This window comes from Mycobacterium sp. ITM-2016-00318, assembly GCF_002968285.2.
GTDB lineage: Bacteria > Actinomycetota > Actinomycetes > Mycobacteriales > Mycobacteriaceae > Mycobacterium.
The window spans coordinates 97101-115804 of record NZ_CP134400.1; the positions used below are offsets into that span (position 1 = coordinate 97101).

Below are 18704 nucleotides of genomic sequence, written 5' to 3' on the forward strand. Positions count from 1 at the left end.
ACCTCCGCAGTTCTCCAAACCCGGTGCTGCCACCCGGTGGGCTGCCTTGCCCCGGTACGACTTCGTAGAGTTTCCAAGGTGCCCGATACGCGCCTCGACAAAACGCTGCGCGCGCTCGTCGTCACGGGTTCGTCACTTGCTTGCCTCGGCACGGCCCACCAGCTGATCAATCAGCGCGTGCTCCGCCGGCCGCCCGCCGATCCACCGCAGGTGTCCGCTGCGGTGTCGATTCTGGTGCCCGCCCGCGACGAAGCGCACCGCATCGCGCCGACGATCCGGTCGATGCTCGCGCAGCAGGGGTTGTCCGACGCCGAGATCCTGGTGCTCGACGACGGTTCGACCGACGGCACCGCCCACGCCGTCCGGGTTGCGGCCGCGTCGGATCCGCGCCTGACCGTGCTGACCGGGACCCCGCCGCCGCAAGGCTTCCTAGGTAAGCCGCACGCCTGCGCGCAACTGGCCGCCGCGGCGCGCGGTGAGGTGCTGGTGTTCGTCGACGCCGACGTCGTCCTCGAACCGGACGCCGTTGCGGCCGCCGTCGCGGTGCTGCGCGGGCCGCAGCCACTGGACCTGCTGTCGCCGTGGCCGCGCCAGATTGTCGCGGGATGGTCGGGTCGTCTGATCCAACCGCTGTTGGCGTGGTCGTGGCTCACCACCCTGCCGCTCCGCCTGGCCGAGCGTTCGCGTCGGCCCTCGATGGCGGCGGCCAACGGCCAGTTCCTGCTGATCGAGGCCGCCGCGCTGGCACGGGCCGGGGGCTGGCAGGCGGTGGCGGGCGCCGTGCTCGACGACATCGGCATGGCCCGCGCGATTCGGGCGTCCGGCGGCCGCACCGGTATCGCCGACGGTTCGGCGTTGGCGACGTGCCGGATGTACGCGAGCGGGCGGGAACTACGCGAGGGGTATCGCAAGTCGCTGTGGGCGGCGTTCGGGTCACCGGCGGGTGCGCTGGCGGTGGCGGCGGCGCTCGCGGTCGTTTACGTGCTGCCCGCGGCCGCCGCGCTGACCGGTTCGCGGGTCGGCGCGCTTGGCTACGCAGCCGCCGTCGTCGGGCGCGTTTTGGTGACCCGGTGGGGCGGCAGGCCGGTCGACGCCCTCGCGCATCCGCTTTCGGTGGTTGCCCTGCTGACCTTGTTGGCGTCGTCGTGGGCGGGCCGGACGCGGGGCTCGCTGCGCTGGAAGGGCCGGGCGGTATGAGCCGGATCGTCGTGATCGGCGCGGGCCTCGGCGGCCTCGCCGCAGCGGCCCGGCTGGCCGCTGCCGGGCATCGCGTCACCGTGTTCGACCGCGCAACCCCCGTCGGCGGCAAGCTGGGCGTCCTCGAGCGCGACGGTTTCACGTTCGACACCGGTCCCTCGCTTGTGACGTTGCCCGACGAGTTGACCCGGCTGTTCGGCGACACCGGTGGGCCGGCCGACCTGGCCCTGACGCCCGTCGACCCGGCGTGCGCCTACGTGTTCGCCGATGGCACCGAAGTGGCGTTTCCGCACGACGCCGCGGCCGTTCCCGCCGCACTCGACGAGGCGCTCGGGGTCGGCGCGGGAGAGCCGTGGCGCCTGTTGCACGATCGATCGCGACGGGTGTGGGAGCTGGTCGGCGAGCCAGTGCTGCGCCGGCCCGTCACACTCGCCGCACTGGCCCGGATGAGCCTGCGTCCCGCGGACCTGCGGGCGGTGGCCCCGTGGCGGACCCTCGACACCCTTGGCAGGCAGATGTTCGCCGACCCGCGAATGCGCATGTGGCTCAACAGGTATGCGACGTACTCGGGTTCCGATCCGCGCCGCATCCCTGCGGTCTTGGCGGTGACGAGCTTCGTCGAGCAGGAATTCGGCGCGTGGTACGTGCCGGGCGGATTGCGGCGCATCGTCGATGCCGTCGCGGCACGCTGCCGAGAACTCGGCGCCGAGATCCACACCGGTTCGGCCGTCGACGGGGTTCTGGTGTCCGGCGGTCGCGCCAGCGGCGTGCGCGTCGGCGGTCGCGAGTTCGCGGCCGACGCGGTGGTCAGCAATGCCGACGCCGCCGCCCTCTACGGCCAGCTGCTGCCCGCGGGCGCAACGCGGGCCGGCGGGCGCCGACTGCGACGCAGCCCGCGCTCGATGGCCGGGTTCGTGCTGCTTCTCGGGTTGTCGGGGCGCAGGCCAGGAGTGGCCCACAGGGTGTACTTCCCGCGCGACTACGACGCCGAGTTCGACGCCGTCTTCGGACGCCGGCCGCAGCCCGTCGCCGATCCGACGGTCTACGTGCACGCCCCCGACGACCCGGCGCAGCGTCCCGACGACGACTCCGAGGGCTGGTTCGTGATGGTCAACGCCCCGTCACACGATCCAGGCCTTGGCGTCGACTGGGACGAACCCGGCCTTCGCGAGCGCTATGCCGGACACGTCCTTGACGTGCTGGCCGGGCGCGGCGCCGACGTCCGCGACCGCATCCGCTTCGTCGAGACGATCACCCCCGCCGATCTCGAGCGTCGCACCGGCTCACCGGGTGGCGCGATCTACGGCACGGCCTCACACGGACCGAGGGCCGCGCTGCGCAGGCCGGCCAACCGCAGCCCGCTGCCCGGGCTGTACCTCGTCGGCGGTTCGGCTCATCCCGGTGGCGGCATTCCCCTGGTGTTGATGTCCGCCGAGATCGTCGCCGGGCTCATCGGCCCGGCGGAAACGTCGGCGGGATCGAGCGCCGGATCCCGCGGACGAGTTGGGCCAGCCCGACCACCCCGACGACGGTCCAGATGATGGCCATCATGGCCGCCCATCCCCAGCCGAGGCCGGGCACGCCCGCCGGGAACACCGCCGAACCTACCGCCGCGACGCCGACCAGGATCAGCCGCGTCGGTCGTTCCGCCACGGTGACGGCGCCGACGCCGGGCATACCGACCGACTGCGCGCGGGCGCGCAGATACTCCAGCAGCATCAGCAGCGCGATTGCCGCCAGCACCAACGGCGGCGGCGCGCCGAGCGCCAGCAGACACGCCCCGAGCAGCAGGTCGCCGAGGCGGTCGGCGACGGAGTCGACCACCGCGCCCCATGGTCTGGCCCGGCCGGTCGCCAGCGCGACGGCGCCGTCGAGCCCGTCCAGCACCCCGCCGACCACGATCAGCAGCACGCTGACCGCGGGCCAACCGGGCCCCGCTATCGCGGCCCACGCCCCGGCCAGAGCAATGACCCCGGCGGCGGAAAGCACGTCGGGCGGAATGTGCGCGACCGGACCGCCGGCGAGGATCCGCACCATGGAAAGCCATCCACGCACCAGGCGGGACGGCTGTATCCCGCCGTGCAGCGACGACCACCCCGCATCACCGGCGCCGCCGCCGGTTGAGCCGTCCGACGTCATGCCGCCAGCCTGCCAGTGCCGTCACCGGAGCGAGTGGGTAGTGCGATGAGCATGTTGCAGAAATTGACGGCGGGGGCGCGTCGAACATTCCCGGGCACCGATCTGGCGTTGTGGGCGGCCGGTGCGACGTACTTCGGCGTGATCGGGTTGGTTTCGCTGGCGCTGACCTCGTTGTGGGCGGTCGGCGCGCTGGTGGGTCACAACACCGTCGTCGAAGCCATGGATGCGGCGATCGCCGGGTTACCCGGCGGGCACGGAACGCCGGAGGCGCTGCGCACGCTGACGTCGGTGGCGCTGTCCATGTCGTGGCTGCAGGCACTTGTCGTGCTGTTCCCCGCGAGCCTGTACGGCGAGGGCCTGCGCAGAGCCTTCGTCCAGATGTCCGCGGCACGCGACACCCTGACCGGCTGGCGCGGTCGGGCGGGTCTCATCGGCGTTGCGGCCGTCGCCCCGTTCTTGGTGCTTGCGGTGCTCGCCACAGCGCCCTACGTCGGCCCGTTGTACGCCGGGGATGGCTGGTCGCTCGTCTGGGGGGTGGTGGTCGCATTCCACATCGTGTGGCTCGCGGTGTCCACCGCGCTGCTGGGAGTCTTCGCGCTCATCGGTCCGGGCCGCATCGGCTGGAAAGCGTTGTGCATCGGTGCTTTCGGCACGGGCGCGATCGTGGCCGGCTTCCTCCAGGGGTTCCTGCTGTTTCTCGCGATCCCGATCCCGTGGTCGGCTCCGTTCGGGGGCCTGCCCATCATCGGCGCGGTGTCGGCGCTCGCGCTGTGGCTCTACGTGCTGCACATCCTGGTGCTGTGCGGGTTCCGGGTCACCGTGGTGCTCGACGAGCTGCGACGCTGAGAACTCGCTGAGACGGCCAAAGCCCGCTCGGCCCAACCACTTTCCGCCCGTGACGGGCCAGTTCATCAATGGCGTGTATAACGCCGAGTTATGGGTAATTGACCAAAGGGATAACGCGAGGAGTTCGATCATGAACATCGTCTCGGGCGCTGTCCGTGTCGTCACCAAAACAGCGGACGCCACCACGGCGGCGGCCGGAGCGGTGGGCGGCGCGGCAATCAACGGTGTGGTCGGGGGCATCCAGGGCACGGCCGCCGGACTGCGCAATGGCTTGAGCAACGGCAGCCAGTCGCCAGCTGCCGCGGCCCTGACGCTGGCGGCGGTCGGCACCGCAGGGCTGGTGGAGTGGCCGGTTGTGCTCGCGGTCGGCGGCACGGCACTTGTCGTGCATCAGCTGAACCAGCGGTCCGGCGAAGGCGAAACCGCAGTGGAGCGCGCGACTACGGCGAAGCCCGCGAAGGCATCGAAGGCGTCGAAGCGCGCCCCGGCGAGGTCACGCCGGACCGCCGCTAAGTGAAGCCCCCGTTCTCAGCACTGGTCGTCCGCGCGTCGACCATGGCCGTCGCGCCTGTCGCCGTCGGCCTGGCGGTTACGGCCACCGCAGTCGAAACGGGGCTGCGAATCGGCTCTTCGCCTGCGCGCGCAGCGGCACGGATCGCTAACCGGGAGTCGCTGGAGTTCACGCTGAGCGTGGCGAGGGAACTCATTGGCGGCGCGCCGAGCAGGCGGTGTTGGACGGGTCGCGACCGCTGCTGGATCGAGGTTCGCGGCCTGCATTCCGATGACGGCAGCCGAGTCGGCACGGCGATACTGCGTGCTCTGCGGTCGACCGACGGCGTGGCTTCGGCTCAGCTCAACTATCCGCTGAGCCGGGTCGTCGTGGAACTCGACGAGCCCGGCCCGGCCATTGCCGATCTCTGTGACCTCGTCGCGGAGGCGGAAGCATGGGTTCTGCTATACGACGGCCCGGAGTTCGCCGCGCCCACCAATCTGCCCGCCGACGGTGTGGTGCTGGCCGGCAAGCTGATCGCGACCGCGGCCAACGGCGTCGGTCTCTGCCTGGCGACTGCGGGCCGGGTGTTCATGTGGCCCAGCCTTACTGCCGGCCTTTCGGCGGCGGTGACCCTGGTCGACTATCAACCGAAGCTGCGCGAAGCGGTCGAGGCGCGGCTCGGGCAGGACGCCGCCGACGCCGTTATCGCCGTCGCGGCCGCAACGGTGTACGCGATCACGCAAGCTCCCGCAACGGTGGCCGTGGAGTTAGTCCGCCACTTCGCCCAGATCGGTGAAGCCGTCGCCGCGGCCCGTGCCTGGGAGGCCTACGAACCCGAGTTGGCCGCCGGTGCGCAGTGCATCGACGCGGTTCCGAAAAGGCAGCGGCCGTGCCCGATGCCGCCAGGGATGGTCGAGAGGCACGCGGCGCGCAGCGGCGCCGCTCAAGGTCTGGCGGCGCTGGCTGTCGGGCTGCTGACGCGCAATCCGAATGCGGCGGCGACCGCGGCCGTCGTAGCCGCGCCCAAGGCGGCGCGCAACGCCAGGGAGGCGTTCGCGAGCACCCTAGGCAGAGGACTCGCCGACGAGCACGGCGTGCTGCCGCTGCGGTCAGCGGCGCTGCGCGTCCTCGATCGGGTCGACGCCGTCGTCGTCGACCCCCGTGTCCTGCTCATCGAAAACCTGCGGATAGGGCAGATGCGCGACGTCGCAGAGCGGGATCGGAGGGCGGCCTGGCAATGGGCACAGGACGCGTTGGAGCGGGGTGAACTCGATGCGGGTTGGCATCGCATACCGCCGGAACTGAAAGGCGGACGCACGAACGGCGCTCCGCGTGGCGAGGTGTTCGTGCGCAACACGCACCATCCGCTTGCGCACAGTGTGCTCGCCGAGATACGCCGCGCTGCCGTCGAGGTCGTCTCGGTCGATGTGGATCTACTCGACGATCTGCGCTCCTCGTTCGACGAGTTGTGGCCTCATAAAGGGTATTTCGATGCGGCGCTGGCACGGGCCGTCGATGATCTTCAGCGGGACGGCAAGACCGTAGCCGTACTCGCGACGGGCGCGCCGCTCACGCTTAACGCGGCGGACGTCGCCGTCGGCCTGATCGAGTCGAACGGTGCGCCACCGTGGCATGCCGACCTGCTGGTCGGCGATCTCGAGGGCATGTGGCGCATCCTGCATGCGCTGCCCGCCGCACGGAAGGCGAGTCGGCGTGGAGTCGAACTCGCCACCAGCGGAACACTTCTGGGCGCACTGTTGATGATCCCCGGTGTCCGCGGCCGTGGGCCTGGCCCCGTGGTCGCCGGCGCAGGAGCAGGTCTGGCGACCGGCTATTCGCTTGCGCGCGGAGCGCTTCGCGGGAAGGCGCCGACCCCCGCCCCTGTGCAGGACTGGCATGCGATGTCACCCGATCGGGTGCGTACCGCGCTATCTCAGTCGAATAAGATTCCGTCCGTCGATCTTTCGCGATCAGCGGCAAGCAGGGCGAAGCACCGAGTCGGAACGGTCGGCGAATCGGTGCGCCGCCCTGTCGCGGAGTTCCTGACCGTGCTGCGCGGTGAGCTGTCCGATCCGCTGACCCCGGTGCTTGCGGTCGGCTCGGCGGCGAGCGCGCTGCTCGGGTCTCCTGTCGACGCCGTGCTCGTCGGCTCCGTGCTGACCGGCAACGCCCTGCTCGCTGCGACGCAGGGGGTCCGTGCCGAACGACTGCTGCGTCGCCTGCTCGCCGTCCAGGATCCGCCGGCCCGCCGGCTGGTCGACGGCAGGGCGCAAGACGTCGCGACCGCAGCGCTGCGACCGGGCGACGTGATCGAGGTGCGACCGGGGGAGGTGGTGCCCGCGGATGCCCGCATCGTGGAGGCAGGTGATCTCGAGGCCGATGAGTCGGCGCTCACCGGTGAGTCCCTGCCGGTGCCCAAGCAGGTCGATGCGACTCCGGGAGCGGTGCTGGCCGAGCGCAGCTGCATGCTGCACGCCGGCACGACGGTGGTGGCGGGCTCGGCGACCGCAATCGTGACGACGGTCGGAGCACAGACCCAGGTGCGCCGCGCCGCGGAGGTTCCGCGCACCGAGGGATCGACTGTGGGGCTGCAAACACAACTTCGCGACCTCACCAACCAAGCGCTGCCATTCGGCCTCGCCGGCGGCGCATTGGTGAGCGGCCTGAGTATGTTGCGGCTCTTCCCGCTTCGCCAGGCGGTGGCCAGCGGCGTGGCGGTGGCCGTTGCGGCGGTCCCGGAGGGCCTGCCCTTGGTCGCCACCCTGGCGCAGCAGGCATCGGCTCGGCGACTGACGCGTGCCGGAGCCCTTGTTCGAAGCCCACGCTCGGTCGAGGCGCTCGGCCGCATCGACGTCGTGTGTTTCGACAAGACCGGCACGCTCAGCGAGAACCGGCTGCGGGTCACCAGCGTCGAGACGGCACAAGGACATTCGCGCGACGATGTCCTCGCTTGCGCCGGCCGGGCCACCCCGGCGCCTAACGGGGCGCGCCACGAGCACGCAACGGACGCCGCCATCGCCGAAGCCGCCTTGGCCGTCAGCGCCGAAGCTCTCGATGATGCCGCGCACCTGCCGTTCCGGTCCGGGAGACCGTTCTCGGCGTCGGTCGCCGGCGACGAGTTGTCTGTGAAGGGTGCGCCCGAGGTCGTGCTGGCGGGCTGTGTCGACCTCGACCCGGCCGACGAGGAGACGGTCGCCGAGATGGCGCGGGCGGGACTGCGTGTCATCGCCGTCGCGAGCCGCACGCTGACGGCGAAGCAAGCCGCGCGGGTCGGCGACGACGCCGACCACTTCGCCGCACTGTCGGGTTCGGACCTGCGGCTGGTTGGCCTCCTCGGTCTCTCCGACACTCCGCGTGAGAAGTCCGCGGCAGTGCTGGAGTCGTTGCAGGAGCGGCAGATCGGCGTGCGGCTCATCACCGGCGACCACCCGGTCACCGCCACCGCGATCGCTGCGGAGCTCGGGCTCGCGGTGACCGCCGAACAGGTGATCAGCGGATCGGAGTGGGATGCGCTCCCGCGCCGCGCGCAGGAGCGCGCCGTCCGCGACCGCGTCGTCTTCGCCCGCATGTCGCCCGAGCACAAGGTTCAGATAGTGCAGACGCTCGAACGAACCGGGCTGGTCTGCGCGATGGTCGGCGACGGCGCCAACGACGCGGCCGCCATCAGGGCGGCGACGGTCGGCATCGGCGTTGCGTCGCGGGGCAGCGACCCGGCCCGCACCTCTGCCGACGTCATGCTGCTCGATGGTCGGATCGGCGCCCTGCTCGACTGCCTCGATGAGGGTCGTCAGCTTTGGCGGCGCGTCGAGGCGGCGGTCTCGGTCCTGTTGGGCGGCAACGCCGGTGAGGTGGCGTTCGCGATCGTGGGGAGTGCGCTGACGGGACGGTCGCCGATGAACACCCGCCAACTGCTGCTGGTCAACATGATGACCGATGCGCTGCCTGCCGCCGCTCTGGCGGTGAGCCCGACCACCAACGGCGCAGACGATCGCAGTGGCCACGGCCCCGATCGCGCCGCGCTGTGGCGCACCGTCGCGATCCGCGGCACGACGACGGCCGGAGCGGCCACCGCCGCCTGGTTGATGTCGGGCTTCACACTGTCACCGCGCCACGCCTCGACGGTATCGCTCGTCGCACTGGTGTCGACCCAGCTCGGTCAGACGTTGATCGATTCACACAGTCCGCTGGTGGTGGCCACGGCAGCGGGATCGCTGGTGTCGCTTGGCGCGCTGATCTCCACGCCGGGCATCAGTCAACTGCTCGGGTGCACACCCATCGGACCGATCGGGTGGACTCAGGCGCTCGGCACGGCGGCCGCTGCGACGGCGGCTGCGGCAGTCGCCCCGCGTCTGCTCGGCGCGGTGGCGTCGTCGATGTCGACGACGCCGATTCTCCACAGCGCCGCATACAGTTCACGCAACGGAATGGACAGCACGCGCGCGACGATCGTCACGGGATCCGACGGCGTGTTGATAACGGAAGCGGTCATGGATTCCACGCTGGAAAAGCCACGGGTCGAGAAGCCGAAAACGACATGACGGGAAGGCAAAGAATGGCTGAAGAATCCCAACCGACCACTCATCGCGACGCGGTCGAGCGGGTTCGGGAGGCCCAATCGTTCACGGTCACGTTGCCCGTCGTCGGTCGGGTGCGGGTGCCCCGGCCCGAACAACTGGCGTTCTACGGAGCGCTCGGAGCGCTGGCGGCTGTCGAGATCATCGAATGGCCCGTCGCCCTTGTCCTCGGCGTCGGGCATGCGCTGATGCAGAACGAGCACAGCCGCGTTGCCCAGGAAGTCGGCGAGGCGCTCGAGGACGCGTAACGGGTCAACCCCGCAGCGCTGCGCGCAGCTTCGCGACATCGTCGGCGGACACGCCCGCGGCGTCGAGGTAGCCGTCGAACGAGCCGAAATCCGCGACGAGCGCACCGCGCGCCGCATCGAGGTAGGCCTCCTGCACACCGAGCACCGCATCGGTGAGACGGGCCTCGGCCACCTCGGCGATCTCGGGCGAGTCCGACATCCGGTTGCGGATGGTCTCGACGATGTGGCCGCGCAGTTCGGGCACGGCGGCATTGCTGGCCAGATAGTCGGCCATGATGGCGTCGCGGTCGACGCCCGCCGCCTCGAGCACCACCGCGACGGTGAACCCGGTCCGGTCCTTGCCCGCGAAGCAGTGTGCCAGGACGCGGTCGCCGTCACCGAGCATCGTGATCACCTTGTGTACGGCGCGCTGCGCGAGCGCCGACCTCGCGATCCGCCCGTACTCATCGGTCATGTAGCGGGCCGCGGCGTGGCCGACGGACTCGTCGTCGGGCTTCTCGGTCAGCATTTTCTGGAAAGCGTGCTCGTGCGGCGCATCAGCATCGGAGGCGAGGGTTTCCACGAACGGCAGGTGGTGGATCGTCACGCTGTCGGGCACCAGGCCCTTGCCGTGCCGCTCCAGCTCCGGCGCCGAGCGCAGATCGGCGACAGCGGTGACCCCGACGACGGTCAGCGTTTCGCGGCCCGCGTCGTCGAGGTTGCTCAGCTCACCGGACCGGAACAGCCTGCCCGGCGCGATCCCGGCATTGTCGGCGACGTCGCGAAAGTTCCATGCCCCGGAAAGCGGCGGCACTAGCGCGTCACCGCCGCTGCGAAAGCCGACTTCTCCCTGCCGAGTTCCGCCCGGGCGATCGTGCGCATGTGCACCTCGTCGGGACCGTCGAACAGCCGCATGGCGCGATGCCAGGCGTACAGCTTCGACAACGGCACGTCGTCGCAGATACCCATGGCGCCGTGCACCTGGATGGCTCGGTCGACGACGTCGCACGCCACCTGCGGCGCCACCGCCTTGATCTGCGCGACGAGCACCTGGGCTTCCTTGCTCTTGTTGCCATGCTGGTCGATGGTCCAGGCCGCCTTGTGGCACAGCAGCCGGGCCTGGTCGATCTCGTTGCGGGACTTCGCAACCTGTTCGCGCACCACGCCCTGTTCGGCCAACGGCTTGCCGAACGCGACCCGCTTCTGCACCCGGTCCACCATCAGGGCAAGCGCACGCTCGGCGGCACCCATGGCGCGCATGCAGTGATGGATGCGGCCCGGGCCGAGCCGCGCCTGGGCGATCGCGAAACCGCTGCCCTCCTCGGCGAGCAGGTTCGCGGCGGGCACCCGCGCGTTCTCGAAGGAGATCTCGCAGTGCCCGTGCTGGTCCTGCCAGCCGAACACCGGCAGCGACCGCTCGATGGACACCCCGGGGGTGCCGACCGGCACCAGGATCATCGACTGCTGCTGGTGGCTGGCCGCGTCGGGGTTGGTACGGCCCATCACGATGAGGATCTTGCAGCGGGGATCGGCCGCGCCGGTGATCCACCACTTGCGGCCGTTGATGATGTAGTCGTCGCCGTCGCGGAGGATCGTCGTCTCGATGTTGCGGGCGTCGCTGGACGCGACCGCAGGCTCGGTCATCGCGAACGCGCTGCGGATCTCGCCGGCAAGCAGCGGTTCGAGCCACTGCTTGCGCTGCTCCTCGGTGGCGAACAGGTGCAGCGTCTCCATGTTGCCGGTGTCGGGCGCCGCGCAGTTGGTCACCTCCGGCGCGATCTCCATGCTCCAACCGGTCAGCTCGGCCAGTTGCGCGTACTCGAGGTTGGTCAGGCCGGACTCGTCGGGCAGGAAGAGGTTCCACAGGCCCCGCTCCTTGGCCACCTTCTTGAGGTCCTCCACGACGGGCGGAACCGTGTGGTCGTCGGGGCCCGCCGCGCGCCGGTACTCCTCGTAGGAGGCCTCGGCGGGGAAGACGAATTCGGTCATGAAGGCCGAAAGGCGTTTGTGGTAGTCCTGCGCCTTTGCCGACATCGCGAAGTCCATGTAGCCACACTAAACGGTGCGCAAAATGGGCTGATGACCGAGAGCCGTCCCCCGTTCCCGCCGTTCACCCTCGAGACAGCGCGTCGCAAAGTCCAGGCCGCCGAGGACGCCTGGAACACCCGCGACCCGGAGCGCGTCAGCCTCGCGTACACCCCCGATTCGCAATGGCGCAACCGCGACCAGCACACCGTCGGCCGCGAGCAGATCGTCGCGTTCCTGACCCGAAAATGGGAACGCGAACTCGACTACGCGCTGCGAAAGAGCCTGTGGGACTTCCACGACAACCGCATCGCCGTGCGCTTCCAGTACGAGTACCGCGACGCGGCCGGGCAGTGGTACCGCAGCTACGGCAACGAATTGTGGGAGTTCACCGCAGAGGGGCTGTCCCCCGCAAGCGGGAGGTGCCCCCAGGCGCGCGGGGGAGGCCAGTATCAACGACGTCAAAATCAGCGAATCGGAACGCCGCTACGCCGGCCCGCGTCCGGAATCCGAGGACGGGCTCGAGATCCCGCTCTGGTGAGCGGCTAGGCCGAGGTGTCCGGGTTGTGCGGCGTCGGGCTCTCCCGATTCCCACTTGGACTCCATCGCGTGGGTCACCAAGGTGCCGGCCGGGATCTCCTTCTGGAAGGTCTCGCCGTCGTTGTCTTCGAATGTGATGGTGTAGACGGCCCCAGCCTCGTCGGAGTCCTTGAACACCACCTTCGACGGCTGCGGATCGCCGATGCCCCGGTCAACGGCGATGATGTCACCCGGCGCCACGTCGTCGATCCGGTCGCTGGAAATGTTCGACATGGCACCGACGGTAGTCAAAGAGCCGAACCAGTGAGGCCCTCCCCTGGTTACGCCGCCTGGGGAGGGCCTCTGTGGAGGAAGGTCTATTCAGTTTCCGGTTGTGCCCTTACTGGCCGAGGTAGCTGTGGCCGTGGCCGTGGTGGTAACGCCAGCCAGGCAACGCGCCGGGCGCCGGCTTCGCGTAAATGTCCGGGGTGGCGACGATCGCGGTGTGCGAGCCGCTGTCGTTCTGGGTGGTGGTGACTGTGGCGTTGGCCATGCCTGCCAGGCCGAGGGCGGCTCCGCCGAGGACACCTGCGGAGACCATGGGGAGAGCGATGCGGGCGATGATGTTGTTCATGTCGATTCCTCTGTCTTGGTTGGCTTTCGATTTCCCCGCCGGTGTTCTCCGGCGATGAGATAAGAGTGCCGGAGCGAGACGTCGGCGTCTGTCCGCCGACCGGCTCACGACACGGTGGAATTCGTTGTCCCCCAATCGGGGGAACGGCCGGCGTCGCTGTGCCAAGCTGAAGCCGTGACCAGCGAAAAGGTGCGCGTGGTGGTCGGTGACGACCATCCGATGTTCCGCGAGGGTGTGGTGCGTGCGCTGGTGTCCAGCGGGGAGATCGAGGTGGTGGCCGAGGCGGAGGACGGCACGGAGGCGCTCGAGCTGATCCGCGAGCACCGACCGCAGGTCGCGTTGCTCGACTATCGAATGCCCGGGATGGACGGCGCGGAGGTGGCCGCCGCTGTCACCCGCGATGAACTGCCGACCCGGGTGCTGCTGGTGTCGGCGCACGACGAGTCGGCGATCGTCTACAAGGCGCTGCAGCAGGGGGCCGCGGGCTTCTTGTCGAAGGAGTCGACCCGCAGCGAACTGGTGAGCGCCGTGGTGAGGTGCTCGAAGGGCAAGGACGTCCTCGATCCCGAGCTCGCAGCGGGACTGGCCTCGGAGATCAGGCGCCGCAACGAGCCCGACGTGCCCGCGCTGAGTCCCCGCGAGCGGGAGGTGTTGAAGCTGATCGCCACGGGCAGCAGCATTCCGGCCATGGCCAAGGAGCTGTTCCTCGCGCCGTCGACGGTCAAGACCCACGTGCAACGGCTGTACGAGAAGCTCGGGGTCAGCGACCGCGCCGCCGCGGTGGCCGAGGCCATGCGGCGCAAGCTGCTGGACTGACCGGGCCGCAGGGAGCACAACCGTACCGTGGACCGATCTGTTCGCCGTCTGGTCGACGACCTTGCGACCGAACCGGTCCGCGTCTCGGCGATCCTGCGTCTGCCGCTGATCGCCTTGATCGCGATCCTGGTGTGGATCTGGGAGGTCGACCACTGGCTGCCCGGGCTGTACGCCGTGATCCTCGGCGTATATGCGGTGGCGGCGGTGCTGTGGCTGGCGGCCGTGCTGCGCGGGCCGGTGCCGCGGTGGGCGGACTGGGCGTCGACGATCGTCGACCTGTTGGTGATCGTCGCGCTGTGTCTGGTGTCGGGAGGTGCGACGTCGGCGCTGCTGCCGGTGTTCTTCCTGCTGCCGATCTCGGTGGCGTTCGGTGACCGGCCCGCGTTGACGGCGATCTTCGGGATCGTCACGGCGGCAGGCTATCTCGCGGTGTGGATCTTCTACTCCAAGCGCGACGACCGGATCGGGCTGCCGAACATCGTCTACACGCACTTCGGTTTCCTGCTGTGGCTGGCCGTCGCGACGACGGCGCTGTGCATAGTGCTGGCTCGGAGATCGCTGCGGGTCAGGGCTTTACAGGAGGTGCGGCGTCAATTGGTGTCGGAGGCGATGCAGGCCGACGAACGCCGCAGTCGCGAATTGGCCGAGCACCTGCACGACGGGCCGTTGCAGACCCTGCTCGCGGCGCGGCTGGAGCTCGACGAGGCGCGTGGACGAAATTCCGATCCCGCGCTGAACATGGTCTACGAGGCGCTGCAGGAGACGGCCACCGGCCTGCGCTCCACCGTCACCGAGCTGCATCCGCAGGTGCTCGCGCAGCTGGGGCTCACCGCCGCGCTGCGAGAGATGGTGAAGCAGTTCGAGACCCGTGCACCGATCCGCGTCGACGCCGATCTCGAAGAGGTGGGGAAGCCGGCGTCCGCGCAGCTGCTCCACCGCGCCGCGCGCGAGCTTCTTGTCAACGTCGACAAGCACGCGGCGGCGTCCCGCGTGCAGGTCAGATTGACGCGCAACGGCGAGCGGATCACGCTGACCGTCGCCGACGACGGCAGGGGTTTCGATCCGGAGGTGGTGGGTCAGTCGGTCGCCGAGGGCCACATCGGGCTCGGCTCGCTGCTGGCCAGGTTCGACGCGATGGGCGGCGCGATGCACATCGACTCGAAGCCGGGCAGCGGCACACGGGTGACTGTCACCTCGCCGCCCGAGCCGGTCAATTCTTTGGCCGAGCAATAGCTCCTATGTCAAGCCGCGACCGGTTGTAGCGCTTGGTTTCGGGTTTGGTGGTCGGCGAGTAGGGCTTGGTAGACGCGGCGGGCGATGCGTCGTTTGAGGCAGCGTCGAGCGGCAGCTTTGGTTTTTCCTTCCGAAATCAGTCGTTGGTAGTAGGTATGACCCTCGCTGCCGGTCATGCGGATCTGGGTGACGGCGATGCGGTGCAAGGCGGCGTTGAGTTGGCGGTTACCTGAGCGGCTTAACCGCATCTGGCCTTCGCTGGCACCTGACCACGCCGGGATAGGGGCCACTCCGGCGTGGCAGGCGAAGGCGTCGGCACTTTTGAACCGCTCGATGCCGGCGGCTTCGCCGACGATCTTGGTCGCGGTCAACTGGGCGCAGCCGTCGATAGCCAGCAGCGCGGGGGCAACCACGTCGGCCCTGTCGCTGAGACGCTTATCCAACACGTTGATCTCGGCGGTGAGGCGGATGATGTCGGCGAGCTCGGCACGCGCCATTTCCGCCACCATCCCCGACACCGTGGCAAGCCACTCGCGCAGGGCCTTCTGGTGCTTGGCGGCATTGAGCGAGCGTGGCGCGGGGCCGCGTTCGGGGTCAAGTTCATGCACATGCCAGCGCAACCGGTTGATCGACGACGTGCGTTGGGCCACCAGCACATCACGGCGATCAGTCAACAGCTTCAACTCCCGCGAGACCTCATCATGGGAAGCCACCGGCAGATCGGGTTCACGCAACACCGCACGGGCCACCGACTCGGCATCGATCGGATCGGACTTGCCCCGCCTGCGCGCGGACTTGCGGGTGACGGCCATCAGCTTGGTGGGCACCCGCACCACCAGCTGACCGGCGGTGAGCAGGTCGCGTTCCAGCCGCGCCGACATGTTGCGGCAGTCCTCGATACCCCATTTCAGATCGGTGCCGAACTGCTCACGGGCCCACCTGATGGCCGCAATGTGGCCCTGCGTGGTGGCTTTGACGGTCTTCTCACCCAGCGTGCGTCCTAGCTCATCGACAGCGACAAAGGTGTGTTTGTGCTTGTGTACATCGGCGCCAATCACAATCATGAGCAGTGCCTCCTTCACTTCCTGGACAGAGGTGTTGAGGTTGGGCCGGCCGGCGGACACATCTCAGTCGAGGCGAAAGCCACGCTCCTATCAAGTCACCCGGCCGGTCCGTCTCACCCGGTGCCGGCACTACTGCTCAACGCCAACCCATTTGCAGGCGGCAGACGTAAAACGAGCCAGACACCAGGTGAAACGGAACCAACCACCGCGCCACGACACCTGTCACGCAGACACGCCGCAAACCCGGCAAAATCCACACTCACACTGAGACGTAAAAGTGCCCCGCACAGACGGTCTCAGGGTACTTTTGCGTCTGTTCGCGGCTTCGCGGGCCCCACGCGCTAAGTGGTGGCCAGCCCGCGGGCGATGACGAGACGCTGAATCTGGTTGGTGCCCTCGAAGATCTGGGTGATCTTCGCCTCCCGCATGTAGCGCTCGACGCGGAAGTCGCGGGTGTAGCCGACGCCGCCGAGCACCTGCACGGCGTCCGTCGTCACCTTCATCGCGGCGTCGGTCGCGGTCAGTTTGGCGATGGAGGCCTGCGTTGAGTACGGCATGCCGAGGTCGCGCCTGCGGGCGGCGTCGAGGTACGTCGCGCGCGCACTGGCGACGGCCGCGGCCATGTCCGCGAGGACGAACCCCAGGCCCTGGTGGTCGATGATCTTGCGGCCGAACGTCGTTCGCTCGTTGGCGTAGGCCGTCGCGTCGTCGAGCGCGGCCTGGGCGAGCCCGACGGCGACCGCGGCGATGCCCAGCCGCCCGGAATCCAGTGCGCTGAAGGCGATCTGCAGGCCCTGCCCCTCGTCGCCGATGCGGCGGTCGGCGTCGACGGCGGCGTCGTCGTAGAACGCCGCTGTGGTGGGCACCGCATGCAGGCCCATCTTCTCCTCGGGCTTGCCGAAGCTCAGCCCGTCGAGGTCGCCGGGAATCAGGAAGCAGGAGATCCCGCGCGAGCCTTCGCCGGTGCGCGCGAACAACGTGTAGAAATCCGCCACCCCGCCGTGGGTGATCCACGACTTCGAGCCGTTGATGACATAGCCGCCATCAGTCGCCACAGCCGCGCACTGCAGCGCCGCGGCGTCGGAGCCGGCCTGCGGTTCCGACAGGCTGTATGCCCCGATCTGCCGGCCCGAGAGCATGCCGGGCAGCCAGCGCTTCTTCTGCTCGTCGGTGCCGAAGGCGAGCAGTGGGTGCGACGAGAGGCTGTGCACGCTCACCGCGACGGCGACGGCCGCCCACCGCGCCGCGATCTCCTCGAGCACCTGCAGATACACCTCGTAGGGAACCCCACCGCCACCCCACTCCTCCGGCTGCGGCAGGCTCAGCAGCCCGGCCGCGCCGAGCTGGGCGAACACCCCTTCGGGGTAGGTCTCTTCCTTCTCGTGCACGTCGACGATCGGGTCGAGCACCTTGTCGCAGATGTCGCGAGTGAGTGCGATCAGCTCGATGGCGTCGTCGGAGGGCAGCAGGCGGTCCGCCGGCATGGGGCTGTGTCAGACCTTCTCGGCGACGGAGAGCTCCGCGTTGATCGCGTCGACCCGATCTTTGGCATCGCCGAACAGCATCTGTGTGTTCTGCCGGAAGAACAGCGGGTTCTGCACGCCGGCATAACCCGAGGCCATGGACCGCTTGAACACGATCACGTTGTTGGCGTTCCACACCGTCAGCACCGGCATCCCGGCGATCGGGCTGCCCGGGTCCTCTGCGGCCGCCGGGTTGACGGTGTCGTTGGCGCCGATGACCAGGACGACGTCGGTGTCGTCGAAGTCGTCGTTGATCTCGTCCATCTCCAACACGATGTCGTAGGGCACCTTGGCTTCGGCCAACAGCACGTTCATGTGGCCGGGCAGGCGTCCCGCGACGGGGTGGATCCCGAACCGGACGTTGACGCCGCGGGCGCGCAGCTTGCGGGTCAAATCGGCGACGCCGTATTGGGCTTGCGCGACGGCCATGCCGTAGCCAGGCGTGATGATCACCGAAGTGGCCGATTCGAGCAATTCGGCGGCGCCCTCGGCGCTGATCTCGCGGTGCTCGCCGTAATCCTTGTCGTCGGCGGGCCCGGCCTCGATCCCGAAGCCGCCGGCGATCACCGAGATGAACGACCGGTTCATTGCCCTGCACATGATGTAGGACAGGTACGCACCCGAGGAGCCGACGAGCGCGCCGGTGACGATGAGCAGGTCGTTGGACAGCAGGAAGCCCGAGGCCGCGGCAGCCCAACCCGAGTAGCTGTTGAGCATCGAGACCACGACGGGCATGTCGCCGCCGCCGATCGAGGCCACCAGGTGCCAGCCGAGCAGCAGCGCCAGCACGGTGACCACCACCAGCAGCCACAGCTGAGGGTCGATGACGAACCAGACGGTGAGCGCGGCGAAGGCGACGAGCGCGCCGACGTTGAGGAGGTTCTTGCCGGGCAGCATCATCGGCGCCGACTTGATGCGGGCCGACAGCTTGAGGTTGGCGACGATGGAGCCGGTGAACGTCACGGCACCGATGAAGACGCCGATGACTACCTCGGCGCTGTGGATCCCGAGCATGCCCTCCTGCTGCAGCAGCGTGGCTTCTGAGCCGGCGAGAGCACGTTCGACGTGCAGGTAGCCGTTCCAGCCGACCAGCACGGCGGCCAGACCGACGAACGAGTGCAGGAGCGCGATCAGCTCGGGCATCCCGGTCATCTCGACGACCTTGGCGCGCCACAGGCCGATCGCCGCGCCGATGACCATGGCGCCCACCAGAAGTGCCAGGCCAACGGGTTCGATGTGGCGGGCGAGCGCCAGTGCGATCGTCGCTATCAGGGCGACGGCCATTCCGGCAATGCCGAATGTGTTGCCAGCCCTTGATGTCTCATGCTTGGACAGTCCGGCCAGCGCCAGTATGAACAGCAGGGCCGCGACGACGTACGCCGCGGTTGCGGTGGTTTCCAGTGTGAACATTCCT

General features: G+C 69.1%; 14 protein-coding genes and 4 pseudogenes. 9 read left to right on the forward strand and 9 right to left on the reverse strand.

All coding sequences use genetic code 11. The features are described 5' to 3' along the window. The first annotated feature begins 78 nt into the window (after positions 1-78). Together C6A82_RS00480 and C6A82_RS00485 are read left to right on the forward strand one after the other, a co-directional pair. Positions 79-1197: a glycosyltransferase family 2 protein gene (locus tag C6A82_RS00480; protein ID WP_233216973.1), complete on the forward strand. Its 1119-nt coding sequence runs from the start codon at positions 79-81 to the stop codon at positions 1195-1197. Next, positions 1146-2738, forward strand: a complete 1593-nt coding sequence (locus tag C6A82_RS00485; RefSeq protein WP_311101586.1) for a phytoene desaturase family protein — start codon at positions 1146-1148, stop codon at positions 2736-2738. The genes C6A82_RS00480 and C6A82_RS00485 overlap by 52 nt, the downstream gene beginning before the upstream one ends. Here the strand turns inward: C6A82_RS00485 and C6A82_RS00490 are convergent. After that, complete coding sequence (locus C6A82_RS00490) at positions 2647-3336, reverse strand: CDP-alcohol phosphatidyltransferase family protein (RefSeq protein ID WP_105345928.1); 690 nt, start codon at positions 3334-3336, stop codon at positions 2647-2649. The genes C6A82_RS00485 and C6A82_RS00490 overlap by 92 nt on opposite strands. 45 nt (positions 3337-3381) lie before the next feature. On the opposite strand from C6A82_RS00490, the gene C6A82_RS00495 reads away from it, so the two are divergent. From C6A82_RS00495 to C6A82_RS26885, 3 genes and pseudogenes are all read left to right on the forward strand, one after another. Next, positions 3382-4182 carry a YhjD/YihY/BrkB family envelope integrity protein gene (locus C6A82_RS00495; RefSeq protein ID WP_105345926.1) on the forward strand — a complete coding sequence of 267 codons (801 nt, stop codon included), beginning with the start codon at positions 3382-3384 and terminating at the stop codon, positions 4180-4182. Positions 4183-4312: 130 nt separating this feature from the next. After that, positions 4313-4699, forward strand: coding sequence for a hypothetical protein (locus C6A82_RS00500; protein ID WP_105345924.1), 387 nt, complete (start codon positions 4313-4315; stop codon positions 4697-4699). Between the two features lie 38 nt (positions 4700-4737). Next, positions 4738-9030, forward strand: a pseudogene (locus C6A82_RS26885) (HAD-IC family P-type ATPase); the annotation flags it as partial. Here C6A82_RS26885 and C6A82_RS00510 read toward each other — a convergent pair. After that, positions 8970-9257, reverse strand: a complete 288-nt coding sequence (locus C6A82_RS00510; protein ID WP_311101587.1) for an Rv1535 domain-containing protein — start codon at positions 9255-9257, stop codon at positions 8970-8972. The pseudogene C6A82_RS26885 and the gene C6A82_RS00510 overlap by 61 nt on opposite strands. On the opposite strand from C6A82_RS00510, the gene C6A82_RS00515 reads away from it, so the two are divergent. Continuing rightward, positions 9228-9497: a hypothetical protein gene (locus C6A82_RS00515; protein WP_105341560.1), complete on the forward strand. Its 270-nt coding sequence runs from the start codon at positions 9228-9230 to the stop codon at positions 9495-9497. The genes C6A82_RS00510 and C6A82_RS00515 overlap by 30 nt on opposite strands. Before the next feature lie 4 nt (positions 9498-9501). Here the strand turns inward: C6A82_RS00515 and C6A82_RS00520 are convergent, their stop codons facing one another. Together C6A82_RS00520 and C6A82_RS00525 are read right to left on the reverse strand one after the other, a co-directional pair. Further along, a complete protein-coding gene (locus tag C6A82_RS00520) occupies positions 9502-10290 on the reverse strand; it encodes a tyrosine-protein phosphatase (RefSeq protein ID WP_105341562.1) in 789 nt (262 codons plus the stop codon). Beyond that, positions 10290-11510 (reverse strand): acyl-CoA dehydrogenase family protein, encoded by a 1221-nt coding sequence (locus tag C6A82_RS00525; RefSeq protein WP_311101939.1) that lies wholly within the window; start codon positions 11508-11510, stop codon positions 10290-10292. Before C6A82_RS00525 ends, C6A82_RS00520 begins: the two co-directional genes overlap by 1 nt. Before the next feature lie 45 nt (positions 11511-11555). Between C6A82_RS00525 and C6A82_RS00530 the strand changes: the two are divergent. Beyond that, positions 11556-12042: pseudogene (locus C6A82_RS00530) on the forward strand (DUF1348 family protein). A 4-nt stretch (positions 12043-12046) separates the two neighbouring features. On the opposite strand, the pseudogene C6A82_RS00535 reads toward C6A82_RS00530, so the two are convergent. Both C6A82_RS00535 and C6A82_RS00540 read right to left on the reverse strand, forming a co-directional pair. Further along, a pseudogene (locus C6A82_RS00535) lies at positions 12047-12314 on the reverse strand (hypothetical protein). 106 nt (positions 12315-12420) lie between these two features. Further along, positions 12421-12654, reverse strand: coding sequence for a hypothetical protein (locus C6A82_RS00540; RefSeq protein ID WP_105348558.1), 234 nt, complete (start codon positions 12652-12654; stop codon positions 12421-12423). Positions 12655-12828: 174 nt separating this feature from the next. On the opposite strand from C6A82_RS00540, the gene C6A82_RS00545 reads away from it, so the two are divergent. Beyond that, positions 12829-13470 carry a response regulator transcription factor gene (locus C6A82_RS00545; RefSeq protein ID WP_105348560.1) on the forward strand — a complete coding sequence of 214 codons (642 nt, stop codon included), beginning with the start codon at positions 12829-12831 and terminating at the stop codon, positions 13468-13470. Between the two features lie 27 nt (positions 13471-13497). Continuing rightward, on the forward strand, positions 13498-14703 hold the full coding sequence (locus C6A82_RS00550) for a sensor histidine kinase (protein WP_105348562.1): 1206 nt from the start codon (positions 13498-13500) through the stop codon (positions 14701-14703). Positions 14704-14714: 11 nt separating this feature from the next. Here the strand turns inward: C6A82_RS00550 and C6A82_RS00555 are convergent. The 3 genes and pseudogenes from C6A82_RS00555 to pntB all read right to left on the reverse strand — a co-directional run. Then, positions 14715-15767: pseudogene (locus tag C6A82_RS00555) on the reverse strand (IS110 family transposase); the annotation flags it as partial. Positions 15768-16108: 341 nt separating this feature from the next. Next, entirely contained in the window at positions 16109-17251 is a 1143-nt protein-coding gene (locus C6A82_RS00560; RefSeq protein WP_105348563.1) for an acyl-CoA dehydrogenase family protein, read from the reverse strand. A gap of 9 nt (positions 17252-17260) precedes the next feature. Beyond that, complete coding sequence (pntB, locus tag C6A82_RS00565) at positions 17261-18700, reverse strand: Re/Si-specific NAD(P)(+) transhydrogenase subunit beta (RefSeq protein WP_105348565.1); 1440 nt, start codon at positions 18698-18700, stop codon at positions 17261-17263. Between the last annotated feature and the right edge of the window lie 4 nt (positions 18701-18704).

Coding starts and splice junctions, on each gene's coding strand:
- C6A82_RS00490 (WP_105345928.1), bottom strand. CDS start 3,336: ATGACGTCGGACGGCTCAACCGGCGGCGGCGCCGGTGATGCGGGGTGG.
- C6A82_RS00495 (WP_105345926.1), top strand. CDS start 3,382: ATGAGCATGTTGCAGAAATTGACGGCGGGGGCGCGTCGAACATTCCCG.
- C6A82_RS00500 (WP_105345924.1), top strand. CDS start 4,313: ATGAACATCGTCTCGGGCGCTGTCCGTGTCGTCACCAAAACAGCGGAC.
- C6A82_RS00515 (WP_105341560.1), top strand. CDS start 9,228: ATGGCTGAAGAATCCCAACCGACCACTCATCGCGACGCGGTCGAGCGG.
- C6A82_RS00510 (WP_311101587.1), bottom strand. CDS start 9,257: ATGAGTGGTCGGTTGGGATTCTTCAGCCATTCTTTGCCTTCCCGTCAT.
- C6A82_RS00525 (WP_311101939.1), bottom strand. CDS start 11,510: ATGTCGGCAAAGGCGCAGGACTACCACAAACGCCTTTCGGCCTTCATG.
- C6A82_RS00540 (WP_105348558.1), bottom strand. CDS start 12,654: ATGAACAACATCATCGCCCGCATCGCTCTCCCCATGGTCTCCGCAGGT.
- C6A82_RS00560 (WP_105348563.1), bottom strand. CDS start 17,251: ATGCCGGCGGACCGCCTGCTGCCCTCCGACGACGCCATCGAGCTGATC.
- pntB (WP_105348565.1), bottom strand. CDS start 18,700: ATGTTCACACTGGAAACCACCGCAACCGCGGCGTACGTCGTCGCGGCC.